Origin of the sequence: Oceanobacter sp. 5_MG-2023 (assembly GCF_030548165.1) — a bacterium.
Classification (GTDB): Bacteria; Pseudomonadota; Gammaproteobacteria; order Pseudomonadales; family Oceanobacteraceae; genus Oceanobacter.
The window spans coordinates 1-17,623 of record NZ_JAUORS010000023.1 but is presented as its reverse complement, the minus strand read 5'-3'; the positions used below and the strand labels follow the sequence as shown (position 1 = coordinate 17,623).

Here is a 17,623-nt window from a genome sequence, read left to right as displayed (position 1 = left end):
CAGCGGAGGCCTGATCCTAATCGTGATCGGCCCCGCTCTCTGCCACAACCCGCCGTCTGAGATAACCACTCACATTATGGAGCGTCTGACGTCAGGCGAATAACATGACCACCCTGAGTTTCGAATTCTTCCCGACCAAAACTGCGGAAGGCACCCGTAAACTGCTGGCCGTTCAAGAACAACTGGCCCAGGCCAACCCGGAATTTTTCTCCGTTACCTACGGTGCCGGTGGTTCAACCCGAGACCGCACCCTGGCAATCGTTGAAGCTATCCAGCGAACCGGTGCCGCCGCCACTCCGCATTTATCTTGCGTTGGGGATTCCGTCGCATCACTCCGCGACCTGTTACAGATCTACAAGGATATGGGCATTCGCCGCATCGTCACCCTGCGAGGCGACCTGCCATCCGGTGCCGGGCTGGCCAGCAGCGAATTACGCTACGCCAATGAACTGGTCGAATTTATCCGCAAGGAAACCGGCGACTGGTTCACTCTGTATGTGGCCGCTTACCCGGAAAAACACCCCCAGTCCCGCTCATTTGAAGACGACCTGAAAAACTTCGTCCGCAAGGTCGAGGCTGGAGCCGATAACGCCATCACCCAATACTTCTTCAATGCCGACAGCTACTTCTGGTTTGTTGACCGGGTACGCGCCATGGGTGTCGATATTCCAATTATTCCGGGCATTATGCCGATCACCAACTACACCAAACTGGCACGTTTTTCCGACAGTTGTGGCGCTGAACTGCCCCGCTGGATCCGTAAACAACTGGAAGCTTATGGTGACGACAGCGACAGCATTCGGCAATTTGGTACCGAGGTCGTCACCCAGATGTGCGAACGCCTGTTAGCTGGTGGTGCACCCGGCCTGCATTTCTATACACTGAACCAGGCCGAACCGAGCTTGAAGGTGTGGGGGAATCTCTCTTAGATACCTTAAGGACAGGCTCAATAAACAGCCTGTCTTTTCTCCATGCATTTATTTTGTAGTAATATGTTCCTATTTCGAGCCGTCATTCAACAAGCAGTCATCCTGTCTATTAATATAATCTTCTAGCTCTGCCATCATATTTACTCTTACATCATCGGGAACATCTGACGATGAAATATATTGATCGTTGCTGCGATCTATATAAATCACATTAGGAGATGGAAGTGAACAGTCGGCCAAAGCCATAAACTCTTCCGAGATCGCACCAAATTGTTTAATTACTACCCGGTCATATGCAAACTCATCTTTCATCTCAAGGCGACCGGATTCACCCATACGATAATATTTAATATTATCCTCGACAGATCTCTTCAAATCCTCTTCACTGGCACCTGGTTTTGGTGGCACAACCGAAACTCCAGTTTCCATTTTAATCATCCGTGGCTCATCATTAATTTCTCCGTACATCATCCCTTTCAGAGAAATACCATCTGATGATTCAGCATCAAACATATCAAGAAAATCCAATACAGTTGGTTTTAAATCAATCAATGATACTGGAGCATTGACTGTCATTGGAGTGCTTAAATCATCTCCGAATTTTTTTGCATTCAATACGATATGAATTTGATCATCAACCAAAAGTGTATTCCCATGGCCTCGAAGAATCCGGGAAAAATTCCGGGAAGGATGATCCGGGTCTACACCGTCGACATAAGTTTGGGGGCTACCAATACCCTCTCCATGGTCTGAAAGCAAGACGACAATAGCATTCTCCAGTACTCCAGCCCTTTTCAACCCTGACATAAGGATATCGAATTGCTTGTCCAGCTCATATGCAGCCGCGCGATGCATTTCAACCTCTCCTTTGCCATAAAGCTCAAATGGCAATTTGTTCCATGCATAAGGATAATGTGCCAAACAAAAATGAACAGCCAAAAACAGTGGGGAATCACTTCCTGATCTTACCTTAAAGACTTCTTTGACAACGGATTCTGAAAACTTTTTTGGAACATAGGTTATCGGAGATACTCGATTATTATAAATATTAGGGAAAAGATATCGACCTGCCACCGAGTCCATAAAATAAGTAGCAAATGGATTATCAGAAAACCTGGGTATGATAAAATCAACAGCACCTTCCAGAGGCCCAACTACCTTATCGAAACCATATTCTTCATTAATATTATTAAACCGTCGTTCATCCTGTGCATAGACAGTAGTGTATCCTTCTTTTTTCAATATTACTGACAACAAATCTGGATATACATGTTTATTGAACTTATCATCTCCAAAAATACCGAGATTAAATCTCATGCCAGTCGTTGCTGGATACTTCCCTGTCAATATTGCATTCCACGCTGGAAAAGTTCTTCCCATTGGAGTATACGCACTGGTAAAATCAACACTATCATCCAGAAACTCAGAAACATGTGGCATATCTGAACGATAATGTTCAATCTGATTTTTTGATATAGAATCCATACCAATAAAAATAACATTGGTTTTCTCAGGAGGATTTAAAATATCAGTATTATTAGCTGCCGACTCATTACTCCAGAAAGGTGTTGAAAGATACAAGGACCCGAAAAAAACAATAAAAAATACCTGATATTCTTGATGTATTTTAACAAGAATAAAACTTCCAACAAGAAAAACCATCATTAAAAATAAAGAAATGTAAAATGATATCTTCTCATAAAAACCATTTAATTCCATCCCACCAGACATCATACTTACCGACAAAAAAGGATATTCTCTAATGGCATATCCTATAATAGAATAATCAACCAACCAAAACATTGCAGGAATCACTATAAAAAACCAGTATTCTCTACCTTTAACCATGAAAGACCAGGATATTCGAGATATCAGATAATATATCAGGAAAAATATACAGAAATGCACTCCAAGAAACAACAACACTTGAAGAACAATGCCTGATGATAAAGCAGAACTGACATTACCCATGCGTCCATAATCATTGAGATTCAATGAAAAAACATCCGCCCATCCGATATAGGCAACAAATATATAATTCAGAAAAGCCATAAAAAAAGCATACTGCTTTTTAAGCTTGGTAATTTCATCATATACTACAAAATTTTCTCTCAATCTGTTAACCAACAACAATTTATCCTCTCTATTCCTTAGGTATTTAGTATAGAAAGCCAAATTCAAAGCCCCCGCTTGATTATAACGATACCTGATTCATAATAAAAAATGCAATCAAGACCAAAAACGAACACCAAAAAATACTGATTTTATATATTTACTACCTGCCCTGCATTCACGGCACGGCACGGCAGTCTTCAGCAGAACACATTGTAGAAGCTCCTCAGCCTTGAGAAATGACGGTAAAAGTTGGGCAGCAAGAATGGAAGATCATCTCACGCAATACTTCGACAACTCAGTCGGCAGCCATGTCAATCTCAGTATGGTGTTACCCCCTTGGGAAACAAGTTACTTGATCTACGACGATAACTCTCACCCCCCTCTGAAGCTTACCCATGGAGAGGCTGAAAGTGACAGCCATGTGTCAAGAAGTGAAAGCCTGACACAGAAAGGATCAAATTTGAGACTATTAGTGAATAAATATGAAAATTAAGTCCATTCAAGCAACAATCTATTCATTCAAAATGGATTTTCCAACACTCGCTATGTTGATAATGTCCATACCCTACAAATATGACAATTTATAGCAACCATGAAAATACAGCTCTCTCCTGCGTACATTATTGGTGTTGGTCGCGATCGCATTTGCTATCGCCACCCGTATGATCCGGACTTTTGCATCAAGTTGCCGCTTCATAACGAAAAGCAGACCCGCCGAGAAAAAAGCTACTTTCTGTACTTGTTAAAGAAAGGGGCCGATCTGCGCTACATTGCCACCTATATGGGTGATGTCGAAACGTCCCTCGGCACTGGTGCGCTGTTTCCCATGATTCATGACGATCAAGGCCAGGTATCCCTGACGCTGACCCAGGTTATTCAGCAAGATCTTATGACCCCTGATGAAATCGATCGGAAACTGGAGCTGTTGCGGCATTACCTGCAAGACAATGGTATCTGTACCCGTGATGTCAGCCCGAACAATATTGCTTGCCGTCGCCGAGGTGAGCAAGTTGACTTTATTCTGATTGATGGCGTCAGTAGCCCTAACCACAACCCACTGACCATACGTATTCCAAGCCTGATCAGCCATGCTGTCGATAAATCCTGGCGTAGTCTGACAAGGAAGGTAGAGCAGCTAAGAGAAAAGCAGCAGTTTACCGATGCATTATCTTTGATTAGTGCTACATGAATTTAATCCTACAAATACCTAGAACAACCGCCAAATTGCAATCCTCAGAAGCCTCAAGTAGCATAGCTCGCCGCTGGGTTTAGATGCCCAAAGTCGCCTTGAGTCCTGTATGAATGTGCTTTTTTTCTCTGTTCGCCATCATCATCAAAACTACTTTCGCAAATTGAGTGAGCAGGCAAACCAGAGTCAGCAATATCAGGCGACTCTTGTACGCCATAGGCACTGGTGGTTACGTAATCCTTGGCCGCTATTTCGCAACCACCCGGAATTGGATGACGTCGTTCTCCTGAAACTTAAAGAAAAATGTCAGGACACCAACGACTATCATTTGCCAGCACATACCCGGTGGATCAACCAGTTATGGCTGGGCCTATTCAGCCGTTTTCTTTACCGGGCCTATTATAATGGCCTGCGGCGGCAACAACCGGATGTCGTGGTTACCTGGGGAGGGCTGATGTGGCACCAACGGCTATTTGTTCTGGCCGCCAGAGCCCAGGGGATAAAAACCCTGCTCATGGAAAATGGTCCCTTGCCCGCAACCACCACCATTGATCCGAAAGGGGTCAACTTTATCAACAGCTTGCCCCGGCAGCTGGACGCTCTGCCTTTGGTAACAAGCACTGACCGCCCGCTACCAGCAAGCCTGGTGCCTCGTCACAGCAATCGGCATAAGCCATCACAAGATGCACCCAGCGCAGATACTCCTCTGCCCAAACGTTATATTTTTGTGCCCTTTCAAGTGGATGCCGACCGGCAAATTTTGTGCTTTTCTCCCTGGCTTGCCAATATGCGCGACTTTTATCGCGCTTTGGAGCTGGGAGTTGAGCATTTGCCTGATGACGTTCAGATTGTGATCAAGGAACATCCCTCCTGCCCCAAGCATTATGCTGACTTGCATACTCGGCATTCACGTATCCACTTCGCCAACAGTCACAACACCCAGAAGCTGATTGAACAAGCGGAGCTGGTCATCACGATCAACAGCAGTGTTGGTCTTGAAGCCATGTTGCTTGAGAAACCGGTTGCCGTTGCAGGTCAGGCTTTCTACAACTTACCTGAACTTTGCCAGTCAGCAACAAGCCAAGCAGAGCTGAATCATATTCTGTCGAACCCGAACCTCTGGCAACCCTCAACAGAGGGTAGACGCTACTTGGGCTATCTTTACAACGAGTATTTGGTCAAAGGCTCCTGGAAACAGGCAGAACCTGATCATATTGCCGCCATGAATCAACGTATTGTCGAACTTTCTCAATAAGTGGTTTTTACTTATGTAGCGTCATTCGATATCGGCAATAACTGGCTCTCACGTCCCGCATGCCATCGAGTTCAGAAACCAGATGATTAACAACAGCACAAACAGGCAAACTCCCGGTTTGGTAGAAACCAGACCAGCAGGTAAACTGCCATCCCACGTTTGCCTGCTGGCTCAGAACAATGACCAATACTGTCTATTTTGCTTCTACAATCTTGCATTTATACGCTGCGGCAGTGATCGCCGCAGAGCGCACTGACGAGCAGGCGCATCTCGTCTTTATTGATCAACCGGAAGAGCGGGAATTTCCTTTGTATACACTGGTGCAAGACTGGCCACAGTCACCTTTTACCAGCGTCCAGCTCTTTTATGGCCGCTTCAAAGGCCTGGGAAATAAGCTCAAAAAACGCAAATTGCTGTTTACCAAACTCGAAGCGCTTATCAACAGATTACGACCAGCCAATCTGTTTGTTGGTAACGACCGGCGTATCGAATTCCAGTACAGCATGCATATAGCCGATAGCCTTGGCTGCAAACCGGTTGGTCACTATATGGATGAGGGAACATTCACCTATATGGGCAGGAAAGCATCCTCCGGCTTTGGTGACAAAGTGCTGGATAACCTGGCCAAAAAACTCAGCTATGGCTTCTGGTGGAAAAATCCGCCAACGGTGGGTGGTTCCGACTGGATCCAATATGTGTATGCCGCCTTTCCAGAACATATCCACCCACTGTTGAAAAACAAACACATTGTACAATTAAGCGCCAGTGGCTTTACCGCACCACCTCTGTTGGCCTTGTCTTCTCAATTGATGGAACAACATGGATTTGACCCGCGACAGCTGCAGCCATTGGATGTTTTATTCACCCTGCCCCACGAGTCGCTCTTTGAAAAAGATCCCGCCTATAAACAGCGGATCATGGCAATTCTGCAGCAGATGATACGGGATGGAAAACAGGTCGCGGCAAAGTATCATCCACGCAACAGCGGCCCGGATGTACTGCATCTACAAGCGGAAGGCGTTACCTTGCTTCCAGCCGGAATCAGCTTTGAAGCCATGCTGCCACACCTGCCAAACCAGTGTGAAATATGGGGAGATGTATCATCAACATTATTGATTGCCAAATGGCTAAGGCCTGAACTGGTCGTTTGTTCACTGCAGCAGGATAATCAGCAGCAGGCACTTGTTCATTTATTCAAGAAAATTGACGTTAAAATGAAACAAGCTTAAAGGGGGGAATTTGAAAAAGACTCGTCATTTCGCTGCATTCGTCGCCTTGCCCTGAACAACGGCAACACTCGCGCAGAGCCGTGCAGGATTAAATGGATGTCCCCTGAAGCTCAAGATGAAAACAGGATCTTGAGCCAATAACGATACTGCCGGACGTATCCTGGCTTCAATCGCCAGGCCTGCAGCAAATATTTCCTGGCTTGTGTCTTCTTCCCTTTGGCTAGCAGCAGTTTTGCCAGTGAGACATATTGATGTACCAGTTTTGTCTCATCGACCATATTTTTCAGCGTATCAATTTTTAACTGTAGAACCTGTATTGCCTTATCGCGATTAAAACCACTTTGAGTAATGCCATCCGGTAGAAACTCCTTAATAGAACCCACTTCATTAACAGCAAAAAGAGGCATTTTTTCAGCCAGTTGACACCAGAAATACCATACTTCAGCATTCCGGAACTGAGTCGTAAAGCGGGAATTTCCAATCGCATCAGCTTTGACAACATGAGTCATATCACCACGCATACGTTTCCCGAACATATAATCATTCAGGTAATTCATTTCACCATAGCGGCTGATTTTCGAAATAGGTTTTCCATTCTCAAATTGACAGTCCAATGAATACCAGTTGTATCCTGGATTTTTCTTGATTGCGGTCGTTATTTTTTCAAGACATTCTTCGGCAAGATAATCATCATCATCGATCCAGACAACGAAGGCCTCTTTATTTATCGTCAGGACTTCTTCCACTATCCGGTTGCGCACAGCGTTAACACCACTGTTTTTTTCCATGCATCGATAATGGATCTTACCTGGGTAACAGGATTGAAACTCAGCAATGGTGGCAGGAGTATGATCTGAGCTGGCATCATCAACGAACAGAATTTGCCAATCCCGAAAGGATTGGCTTGTAACGGATTTCAGTACTCTATTCAATAATTCAGCACGATTATAGGTTGGTATCGCAACAATAATTTGAGTCATTTTCATCATTAATTGATTGATATTGAAGCAGTCTATCAAAAAAACCATACGGTTTGGCACAACCTTCATATCAATCTTACCAGATATGACATTTCTTCCAATTAATATAAGGCTAGCCATCTCACAAGCAGGTTTTCTTCATTAGCTTTCAAAAATCAAGACCAATATATGACTTATCTATTCAATTAAAATAAATTCCGCACAGAATCAATTTATTATTATTTTGTCACTACCAACGTTTTTAACCTCTATATTCTTTTATCCATGGTGCCTTACGGTATATATCGTAAGGTCCATCCATCACATCGTCAGGATCTGGCTTGCCATGAAATTGGATCACTCTCGCACCTTCCGGTATGATTGCCTCTCCGGTTACTGTCATCACTCCGATTTTTCTTAACCACTTACCGATAATTCCATAGCTGTTTTTGATGCGTGCCCGGCATTGTTTCTTGAATGAAACCACCCACTGTTCAGGCCATAACCCAGCATCATCTACTTTTTCGGTAATCCAGTTTTGATCACCATAATAATCATTCATTACCTGGGCTGAGTTTTCTAAAAAATCTTCCCATACCTGAGGCTGAGAACCAATATTAAAACGAAATACAGAACTATTATATCCTCGTGTTTGCAAGTCTTCGGCGATCAAAAAGCTGCCGGGTTTATAAGAAAAAAAGTCATCCAAACCACCAACGATGACAACATCCAAGTCCATGTATAATAATTCTCCTTCCAGCTGATGAAAATCCTTCTGAAAAAGACTTAACTTGTGCCACCAACCAGAAATTTCCGTATTAACCAAGGGCAAGGGTTTGATCTTTGGGTAAATATCCCGCGCATCATCAGTAAGGCAATATAATACAAAATCAGCTGCCATGTTTTTTTCGATCATATCATACAGTCGATTAACATAACTTGACGGATATTTATCTCCCCATTTCACACAAATAATTTGATTCATCAGCCACCAAAATAATTTATTTTGTATTTTTCAAGCCATAAAAACCCATCTTCATTTTTATAAGCACTTTTAATTTCTGGAGTTCATAACTTCCCGGATTTTCCTTCCAACTTCTGGTTCTTTTTCTATTATTCCAAAGTTCTCAAGCACTGTAGCCGTTTCTTTTTTTAATGCGAGTCGCTCCAGCTCTTCATCAAGCAAACCATGATCAAGCATCCTGACCCAGCGACGATAATGATCCCCCATCTTTGTCACACCGCTATTGAGCAGACGTGCTCTGTTTTCTATACTTTTAACAAAGCACTCCCTGTTCCGTATAGGATAGTGATAGACGGTAATCGATGGATCAATGGTCTGATTTATAAAGCCCCATAAGTGCCAGGCTCTATGATTTCCACCCTTAACCCTTAACAATCCATGGTTGTTAACTATCACTTTTCCATTAATATTACCCAAAAAAACAGAGAAACTATCATTATTAATAATATCCTGGCCTTTGTTTAATATTGGTGACTTCACTCGATATGGAAAGTCAAGATAGTCAGAATCTCCTGAGAAAAACGTATCGTCCGGTATCATATTGGATCGACTACACTTTACAATTGAGCCCCATTTACCCAGATTACTCTTCAAATCCCCACTATCAGACAGCCAAAATTCATCAGCGTCATTGGCAATACTCCAGTCTGCACCCAGTATACGCCGGGATTTTGCAGCCATTTCTGTTTTCCAATTACTCTGCTGATAATCCAGTTCTGGTCTATCTATCACCAACATTTCGTGTTTTTTTGATAATTCGGCAATAACCTCTCTGGTTCCATCCGTTGAGCCATTATCCATCACAACAAAGCAATCAACCCCCTGATTTGAATGAAATCTGATATTATCCTCGATAATATCAACTTCATTTTTGATAAGCAGGTTCATGGAAAGTTTAAGCATATTTGTATGTATTCCAGCTCTTTTCGGGGGGAACACATTCAGATCAGAAGAATGGTTCGAGTGAGAAAGTTCCATAGCAATTATATCTGAAACAGTAATCCCTGAAAATCCAGATCTATCGTAGCTCTAAAAACGATTCACCGATGTTTGATTCCATACACTGGATCTCTCCAATAACACAAGGGTGTACTGGAAAAAACCGAATGCAGACATTCTGGCAGCCAGAATTCGAGTCATGGTTATCTTGTCTGTGGTGGCAAACAGCGGAGCAGAATCACAGCAAACCCAGAAGCTGCGTCTCGATTTGTTCAAGATCCGGAATAAATGCAGATTCGCCTTCAACGCTTACTGCCATCTGGTCCAATGAGCCCATTCCCATCACAGCATCCACTTGCTGGATATCCTGCTCCAGGACTCGGGTCAGTTTGGGAATACCCTGCACCAGGATGCCAAAGAAAGGCATTTCGGAATATTGGCCCACGCCGTTAATAATGGCAAAACGGGCATCCGGACTTGGCCGTGGGGCCGGCGTGCCGTTAAGCAGTTCGTAACAAATCACCGGTATGCCAATACCTCGCCACTGAATGCTGCCAATGATCCAGTCGACTCTGGAGTTGGTTGTCATCAGTTGAGAGAAAGGAATGATTTCAGCCACGGTAACGTTCGGGAGCAATAGCTGCCGGTCGTTCAGTGGAATCATCAGGCAATCGACCTGACCGGGCTGTTCAATATTGGCAGGTGTCTGGCTCATGGGTATTCATCCAGTGATTCTTGAGTCTATTCACCAGCTGATTAGCCAGCTGGAACGGGGTGCCGTGAAATGAAACCCGGCCGGTACCAAGCGCACTTTCAGGCATAGAAGCATTGGCACAGGTGGCCGGGGTTTGTATCCAGACCGGCAGTTCTCTTTCAGGTAAGGATACCAACGCTTCAGAACCGTCGTTGCCCATGCCGCTGAACAGGATAACGCCCATTCGGGTCTGAAAATACTGGTGTACGTTCACTATCACTTGATCAATGGATGGGCCGTACGGGCCAGACCAGTCATGCCGGGTCGATACTAACTGACCCTGGTTATCAAAACCAAATTCATCCGTAACAGGAGCGACCAGGACATCACCATTTTTCAGCTGTTGCCGATCGCCAAACAGGCGTAATGACAAGGCTGAATGACGGCCAATGGTGGTTGTCAGCGTTGCTTCAAAACGACTGTCGATGTGTTGGGCATAGACGAAGGCAACCGGCAGACCGGCAGGCAAGGCATCAAGAAATTGTTTGACCGCTTCCGGGCCACCCAGAGAGGCACCCAAAACCCATACTTCCTTGGCAGTCTGGCCGGTTAATACCGATGTGCTAAAGATTTTTGGCAACAGGATACGGCTCGGCTGCCGCTCTACCGGTGTCGCGATGCGCTCCAGGCTGGCGACACTTTCATCCACCAGTGGTTGGCAAGAAACCGGGACAATACCTTTTAGTTTTTGATACAGCCGTTTTTGCCAGCGTGGCAAGCTGTCGCAACCACGAGCCGGGGCTTTCTCAATACCCACCAGAACCGGCACCGGGCCGTGCATCAGCTCATCCAGCCAGTCGGACAATTCGTCATCGTTGTCACGGTTGATATCGACCAGCCAGGCATCCAGCGCCAGCTCTCGTCCCTGAATCAATTCCATCCGCGATGGGTCGGCACTGATGACTACTTCAAAGCCAAAATGCGCCATGGCAGCCTGCAACATGTGCTGTTGCAGGCGGTCATCAGCAATAATGCCAACCCGAGGCAAGATCACCTAGCGACCCTCACGCCCCAGCAGTCGATTGATGGTTCCCATCAGCGACTCTTCCTGGAACGGCTTGCCCAGATATTCATTTACACCAATGGCCATCGCCCGATCCCGGTGCTTGTCACCAGTACGAGAAGTAATCATCACAATAGGAATATCTTTCAGACGTTGATCGTGGCGTACCAGCGAAGCAACCTCAAAACCATCCATGCGCGGCATTTCGATATCCAGCAGCATCAGGTCTGGTTTGTGATCCTGCAGGGTTGCCATGGCGTCCACACCGTCACTGGCGGTATACACTTCCAGGCCATGACGTTCCAGCAAGCGAGTAGTTACCTTACGTACAGTTACCGAGTCATCCACCACCAGAACCCGAGACACTTTGGCCACCTGTTCGTGGCGCTGTTCAGCCATTTGGGCATCCAGCAATCGTGCTTGCTGGTATTCCAGAGAGGTCTGACTACGGATCATGGCAGGCAGGTCGAGAATGATCACCACGCTACCATCCCCCAGGATAGTACCCCCGGAGACACCCATCACTGAGGCAAACTGAGGCCCAAGGGCCTTAACCACGATTTCACGACTGCCCAGCAGTGAATCCACTTGCAGGGCATAAGGTACTGTCCCCTTGATCAGCAGAATCGGCAATGGCAGGGTCTGATTCGCTACTTTGGGCTGAGAACCATTTTCGAGCATAACCCCCAGATACTCCAGGCGATAGTCCTGCCCGGAATACTGATACTGGCGCTCGTTGGGTGGCATCTGATAGTAGCCTTGCAGCTCATTCGAGGAGGCCCGGACAATACCTTGAATATTATTCAGGGGAATGGCGTACAAATCATCGCCAATCTGCACCATCAATGCTCGGTTAACCGATACGGTAAATGGCAGGCGCACCACAAAACGAGTGCCGGCACCCTGTTCCGAGAGAATTTCAACCGTACCGCCCATCTGCTTGATTTCCGTGCTCACCACATCCAGGCCAACCCCACGACCGGAGATCTGGGTAACGTTGGCGGCGGTGGAGAATCCGGCCTGCAGGATAAATTGCAGCAGGTCATGATCAGTAATGCGGGCATCTTCTGTTAGCAGCCCTCGTTCAATGGCCTTGGCACGCACCGCATCCCGGTTGATACCTTTACCGTCATCCCGCAAGGTCAGAACAACGTCGCTGCCTTCCCGGCTGACTTCCAGGTCAATCGAACCAACATCCGGCTTGCCCGCGGCACGGCGTTCGGCAATGGATTCAATACCATGGTCAACGGCATTACGTACCATGTGCTCCAGCGGCGAAATCATCCGCTCCAGCAAAGATCGGTCAAGCTCACCTTCAGCGTTCAGAACCTGGAACTCGACTTGTTTATCGAGCTCCAGACTGACCTGCCGCACAATCCGGCGCAAACGCGGTACCAGGCGCTGGAAAGGCACCATCCGCGTTTTCATCAAGCCTTCTTGCAATTCGGTGTTTACCCGGCTTTGTTGCAGCAACAGGGTTTCTGCATCACGGGTTTTGTTTGACAGCGTGTCCTTGAGATCCAGCAAATCCGACGCCGATTCAACCAGACCACGGGATAATTGCTGAATGGTGGAGTAGCGGTCCATCTCCAGAGGATCAAAATCTTCATATTCCGGGCCATGGCGTTCCTGACGGAACAGTACCTGGGCTTCAGTCTCGATATCCAGACGGCGTAACTGGTCGCGCAAGCGATCCAGCGTGCCTTCCATTTCTTCCAGCGTGTAGGAGAAATCCGTGACCTGCTGTTCCAGTCGTCCACGACCAATCGAGGTTTCACCCGCCAGGTTAACCAGGTCATCCAGCAAATCGGCCGATACCTTGACCAGCTCTTGTGGCGCTTTACGTGCAGCCACCTGTTGGGCAGCTTCCGCGACGGAGGCTGGTACCGGGGCTGCCGCTACTGGCGTGCCTTGGGTCGTACGCAATGGCACCACATTACTGGCTACCGATGTATCCTGCGGTGCTGCTGACTCTGTTGCTGCCTCTGGTGTTACAGGCGCGACTACTGCCGGCTCTGATACGGTAGCGGCTGGAGGTGTTTCCTGCCCCTTAACAGAAGAGTCAGAAGGCTGTCTGGCTTCTGTTGTCTCATCCAGTCCGGTGTCGGTCGAATCCGCCTGATTTGACGGCGTATTTCGCGGCACAGTTTCAAGACTGTCATCACCGAGCAAGAGCATCTCACCCGACGCCAGCATGGTACCGATCTGTTCAATCTGACGAGCCAGTGCGTCCTGTTCCTGATAAGCCGATTTGAAAAATTCAGGGTCGGCCTGCAAGTAACCTTGCTGCACTTGCAAGATACGACTTTCAAATGCGTGAGCCTGATCGCCCAGAGTCACCAGACCGGCAAGACGTGCACCGCCTTTAAAGGTATGCAAGACACGCTGGGCCTCGTTGGCAGGCTCCATATTAGTGGGCGTTTTTTCCCATTCCTGCAGCGCCTGATCCAGTGCCTCGTACAGTTCCGCCGCTTCATCCAGAAAGATTTCCAGAATTTCCCGGTCGGTTTCATCCAGTGATTCCGACAGCACCTGGTCTGCCGCGACGGGCGTTACCTGATGCTCAACGTTCTGATCCGGTTTGGCAGCGACATTCGTATCACTGGCCATATCAGGCTCATCCGCGCTATCTGCATCCGGGTTCTGTACCACTTCGCCCTGCATATAGGCTTTTAACGAGCTCAGGATACTATCTGCCGAGCGGGGAGTCTGGCCGTAACGGATGCTGTCCAGCTGACCGCCCAGGTCATCATGGGCTGCTTGCAGCAAGGTAAACAGTCCGGGTTCTACCCCCAACCGGCCATTGTTGATGCGTTCGTACAGAGTCTCGAGGTCATGACACAGTGCCGCCACGTCGGCCTGTTCGGCCATACGGGCGCCCCCTTTCAGGGTATGCAGATCACGTTGCAAGTGAGCAACATTGACCAGGTTCTCAGGGTTGGCCCGCCATTCACTCAGAATCTGGTCGACAGATTCAATAATTTCTTCTGCTTCTTCGAGGAAGATTTCAAGAATTTCATCCGTACCATCATCCACCTCCATTACTGGCGGCGCTTCATCGACGATCGGTTCTGGTGTCGATTGCACGGTTTGCTGACTTTCAACCGCGTCAATGGTCAGCGGTGAATCAGTTGCCTGAGAGTCTTCAGCATCTGGAGTCTGTGGTGCAAAAGCCTCCGCCGATGGCGTACTGATAACCGCTTCGCTGGACGCAATGGTGGGTACTTCAATAGCCTCGACGGTCAATGCCAGCGTTTCCTGGTCATCGGTCGCTTCAGGCGTATCAATCTGTTCGACGGTATCATCAGAGATGAGCGGAACCAGATCGTCCTGTGGGTCGGTTTCCGCCACTTCGAGGGAATCCAACAGTTCAATCATGCTGTCATCAACGACAGGAACCCAGTCTTGAGATTCTTCGATCTCAAGTGTGTCGGACAACGACAGCAAACCGTTCTGTAAATCTGTATCAGACTCTGTAACTTCCAGCGTATCTGACAACTCGATCATGCTGTCATCGATAACCGGGATAACGTCCTGGAAATCGATAGCGGATTCTTCTACTTCCAGCGTATCCGGCAAGCCAGTCATACTGTCATCGATAACCGGAATAGCATCCTGATAATCGATAGCGGATTCTTCTACTTCCAGCGTTTCTGACAGCTCAACCATGCTGTCATCGATAACCGGGATAGCATCCTGGAAATCGACAGTGGACTCTTCTATTTCCAGCGTTTCTGACAGCTCAACCATGCTGTCATCGATAACCGGGATAGCATCCTGGAAATCGACAGCGGACTCTTCTACTTCCAGCGTTTCTGACAGCTCAACCATGCTGTCATCGATAACCGGAATAGCATCCTGAAAATCGACAGCGGATTCTTCTACTTCCAGCGTACCAGGCAAATCAAGCAAGCGATCGTCAATGACCGGTAGTAATGGTTCTGCTGTGTCAGACTCATGCACCAGCGGAACGTCTGTACCTTCCAAACCAGTTTCCGGCGACACTTCAGTATTCTGATGCACGGAGTCAGACGTCTGCCATGCCGTTGTCTGATCATGCGAATCTGGAGTTGTTGTATCTTCGACGTCAGAGAGCGGGCTGTACTCGATCGTGGCCGGTGTATCTGGGAGCTCACGATCATCACTGGCAGAGAAATCCAGCTCGATGGTATGTCCCAGGTCGCTAAAATCAGCGTCGGCCCCATCAGAATCGTCCAGCTGACGAGGAATAAAAGGTTCGTCCGACAGGAGCGGCAACTCTGCCTCAGAGACAGTTTGAGTGGCCTCTGGCGCAGATACCTGAGCCGTTTCAATACTGGATTGATCACCGGCCAACTCAAAAGACGGCTCGTCTTCAAAATCACGGTGATCATCAGAACCCGTTACTACCGGTTCAATATCCAGTGTCGTCGGGGCAGCGTTCCCGGCACTGGAGAACGGAGTGTTAATAGCGTCGGCCAGCGTCGCAACAGCTTCACCCGTATCGTTTTCCGGGGTGGGCTGATGCCATGCAGATCCAACGGAGTGGTCACTTAACTGATCAACATCATCTGCGCCGGCAGCAAGGTCGGTGGTCGCCTGGATGGTATCCGTTACCGGTGCAACGGCCATATCATCGTCAGCGGGAATGTCTCCCGGCGCTTCTCCAAAAGGGCTTTCGTCAACCTTTGCCTTGGCATCGGCATCCTCTGCCCAGGCTTTCAGCAGATGGGTAATACCCAGAATACGATCCAGAATGGCTGGCCGCTCAAGCGCTTGCCCTGCGGCCAGGCAGTCCATCATGTTCAGTAATTGCTCCTGGCCTTCCATTGCCAGTTCAGCCCAGTTATTTTGTTCTGCAGCCTGGGTTTTTTCCCCAGACTGACTGGCCTGCAAGTAAAAGCCGTGCAAGCTGGTAGCCAGTTCATGGATACGCGGTTGTTCCGCCTGTTCAGCGCCATCGGCCACTTCAACCAGATCGCGGCACAGGGCATCCAGAACACTGAAGTCACCACTTTTCTGCCACTGCCGCAGCAGTAAATCGGCTTCCAGCAACGAGTCCATACCATTCGCCAGGAATTGTGAAATAGCCTGGGGGTTGGGTGTCTTGATGACCGTGTTGTCATTCTGCAACAAGGTTGCCAGCAACGACTGCTCAACCTGTTCTATTCGCTGCAGATACGCTTGTTCCGCATCCGTCAGGTTTCGATACAGGTCTGTTTTATTCTGCAGTGCCGAGGCAATAAATACCGCGCCATCGTCTATCAGTTCAACCAGCTGTTCGCTGTTACTGACCTGATAGGCCCGTAATTCCTTGAGCAAGCGTTCGAGTGGGGCAGCCAGACAAGCAATACTGCTGATGCCTGCCATATGTGCGCTACCTTTGAGGGTATGCAGGGCTCGCTGTACCTGATCACCTAGCGGGTTATCAAAATAACTCCGGCGAGATGTTTCAACAAAGTCATTGACGGTTTCCAGATGACCGTTCGCTTCCTGGACGAATACTTCCAGTAAAGCACTGTCGTCATCAGTTTCATGACTGTCATCAACATCGCTGTCTGCTGCAGTAACTGCAGTAGCCGTTTGTTCCGTATCTGCTTGTTCAGTGACAGAAGCCTCTGCCGTGGCAGCTGCTGGCCCACTTCCCAGCACTTCTGCCAGATCGGGTACCGTCAGTCCTGCAGCCAGCGCGTGGGCGTAATCCATCAATGGCTGGGTATCGACACTCGGACCACCACGCTGACGGAAATCGTCAATCAACGCCGGCAAGACGCTCATGGTGTGTTCAACCACATCAATCAGGTTGTCGCTGGTTGAAATGGTCTTGTCGATCACCCGATTGAACATATTTTCAATCGACCAGGCCAGCTCTCCGATAATCAGAGCCTGAACCATACGACCACTGCCCTTCAGGGTATGGAACGCTCGCCTGACCGTCGTCAATGACTCGGCGTCGGCAATATCCTGTTTGTAGCGAGGCCAGTATTCTTTCAGTGTCTCGGTGACTTCTTCCGCTTCTTCCAGGAAGATTTCGATGATTTCATCATCGATCAGATCGTCATCAACTTCGACCAACAGATCGGCAACGGAGACCGGAGCTGGCGGTAACGCTGCTCGTGCTGCGGAGACAGCCGCAGAAGCGGCGGCAACAGGAGCAGCTGTCGTAATAATCTCTGGCTCTGGCTCTGGCTCTGGCTCTGGCTCTGGCTCTGGCTCTGGCTCTGGCTCTGGCTCTGGCTCTGGCTCTG

General features: G+C 48.0%; 11 protein-coding genes. 4 read left to right on the top strand and 7 right to left on the bottom strand.

Going from position 1 to position 17,623, the window contains the following annotated elements:
- The first annotated feature begins 104 nt into the window (after nucleotides 1-104).
- Complete coding sequence (metF, locus tag Q4551_RS13745) at nucleotides 105-929, top strand: methylenetetrahydrofolate reductase [NAD(P)H] (protein WP_303434439.1); 825 nt, start codon at nucleotides 105-107, stop codon at nucleotides 927-929.
- 69 nt (nucleotides 930-998) lie between these two features.
- Here metF and Q4551_RS13740 read toward each other — a convergent pair whose 3' ends face one another.
- A complete protein-coding gene (locus tag Q4551_RS13740; protein ID WP_303434438.1) occupies nucleotides 999-3,059 on the bottom strand; it encodes a sulfatase-like hydrolase/transferase in 2,061 nt (686 codons plus the stop codon).
- Nucleotides 3,060-3,636: 577 nt separating this feature from the next.
- Here Q4551_RS13740 and Q4551_RS13735 point away from each other — a divergent pair.
- From Q4551_RS13735 to Q4551_RS13725, 3 genes are all read left to right on the top strand, one after another.
- Complete coding sequence (locus tag Q4551_RS13735; protein WP_303434437.1) at nucleotides 3,637-4,233, top strand: YrbL family protein; 597 nt, start codon at nucleotides 3,637-3,639, stop codon at nucleotides 4,231-4,233.
- Between the two features lie 109 nt (nucleotides 4,234-4,342).
- Nucleotides 4,343-5,488, top strand: a complete 1,146-nt coding sequence (locus tag Q4551_RS13730) for a hypothetical protein (RefSeq protein ID WP_303434436.1) — start codon at nucleotides 4,343-4,345, stop codon at nucleotides 5,486-5,488.
- Between the two features lie 179 nt (nucleotides 5,489-5,667).
- Nucleotides 5,668-6,717 (top strand): polysialyltransferase family glycosyltransferase, encoded by a 1,050-nt coding sequence (locus tag Q4551_RS13725; protein WP_303434435.1) that lies wholly within the window; start codon nucleotides 5,668-5,670, stop codon nucleotides 6,715-6,717.
- 110 nt (nucleotides 6,718-6,827) lie between these two features.
- On the opposite strand, the gene Q4551_RS13720 is transcribed toward Q4551_RS13725, so the two are convergent.
- The 6 genes from Q4551_RS13720 to Q4551_RS13695 form a co-directional block, all read right to left on the bottom strand.
- Nucleotides 6,828-7,766, bottom strand: coding sequence for a glycosyltransferase family 2 protein (locus tag Q4551_RS13720; protein WP_303434434.1), 939 nt, complete (start codon nucleotides 7,764-7,766; stop codon nucleotides 6,828-6,830).
- Between the two features lie 172 nt (nucleotides 7,767-7,938).
- Nucleotides 7,939-8,661 (bottom strand): hypothetical protein, encoded by a 723-nt coding sequence (locus tag Q4551_RS13715; RefSeq protein WP_303434433.1) that lies wholly within the window; start codon nucleotides 8,659-8,661, stop codon nucleotides 7,939-7,941.
- 69 nt (nucleotides 8,662-8,730) lie between these two features.
- Nucleotides 8,731-9,603 (bottom strand): glycosyltransferase family 2 protein, encoded by an 873-nt coding sequence (locus tag Q4551_RS13710; protein WP_303434432.1) that lies wholly within the window; start codon nucleotides 9,601-9,603, stop codon nucleotides 8,731-8,733.
- Between the two features lie 274 nt (nucleotides 9,604-9,877).
- Nucleotides 9,878-10,354: a chemotaxis protein CheW gene (locus Q4551_RS13705; protein WP_303434431.1), complete on the bottom strand. Its 477-nt coding sequence runs from the start codon at nucleotides 10,352-10,354 to the stop codon at nucleotides 9,878-9,880.
- Nucleotides 10,329-11,387, bottom strand: coding sequence for a chemotaxis protein CheB (locus Q4551_RS13700; RefSeq protein ID WP_303434430.1), 1,059 nt, complete (start codon nucleotides 11,385-11,387; stop codon nucleotides 10,329-10,331). The genes Q4551_RS13705 and Q4551_RS13700 overlap by 26 nt, the downstream gene beginning before the upstream one ends.
- Nucleotides 11,388-17,623: Hpt domain-containing protein (locus tag Q4551_RS13695; protein WP_303434429.1), on the bottom strand; the 6,236-nt coding region annotated here is incomplete at its 5' end.

What these genes read in the sequence shown, in the direction of transcription:
- metF (WP_303434439.1), top strand. Translation starts at nt 105, where the DNA reads ATGACCACCCTGAGTTTCGAATTCTTCCCGACCAAAACTGCGGAAGGC.
- Q4551_RS13735 (WP_303434437.1), top strand. Translation starts at nt 3,637, where the DNA reads ATGAAAATACAGCTCTCTCCTGCGTACATTATTGGTGTTGGTCGCGAT.
- Q4551_RS13730 (WP_303434436.1), top strand. Translation starts at nt 4,343, where the DNA reads ATGAATGTGCTTTTTTTCTCTGTTCGCCATCATCATCAAAACTACTTT.
- Q4551_RS13725 (WP_303434435.1), top strand. Translation starts at nt 5,668, where the DNA reads ATGACCAATACTGTCTATTTTGCTTCTACAATCTTGCATTTATACGCT.
- Q4551_RS13720 (WP_303434434.1), bottom strand. Translation starts at nt 7,766, where the DNA reads ATGAAGGTTGTGCCAAACCGTATGGTTTTTTTGATAGACTGCTTCAAT.
- Q4551_RS13715 (WP_303434433.1), bottom strand. Translation starts at nt 8,661, where the DNA reads ATGAATCAAATTATTTGTGTGAAATGGGGAGATAAATATCCGTCAAGT.
- Q4551_RS13710 (WP_303434432.1), bottom strand. Translation starts at nt 9,603, where the DNA reads ATGCTTAAACTTTCCATGAACCTGCTTATCAAAAATGAAGTTGATATT.
- Q4551_RS13705 (WP_303434431.1), bottom strand. Translation starts at nt 10,354, where the DNA reads ATGAGCCAGACACCTGCCAATATTGAACAGCCCGGTCAGGTCGATTGC.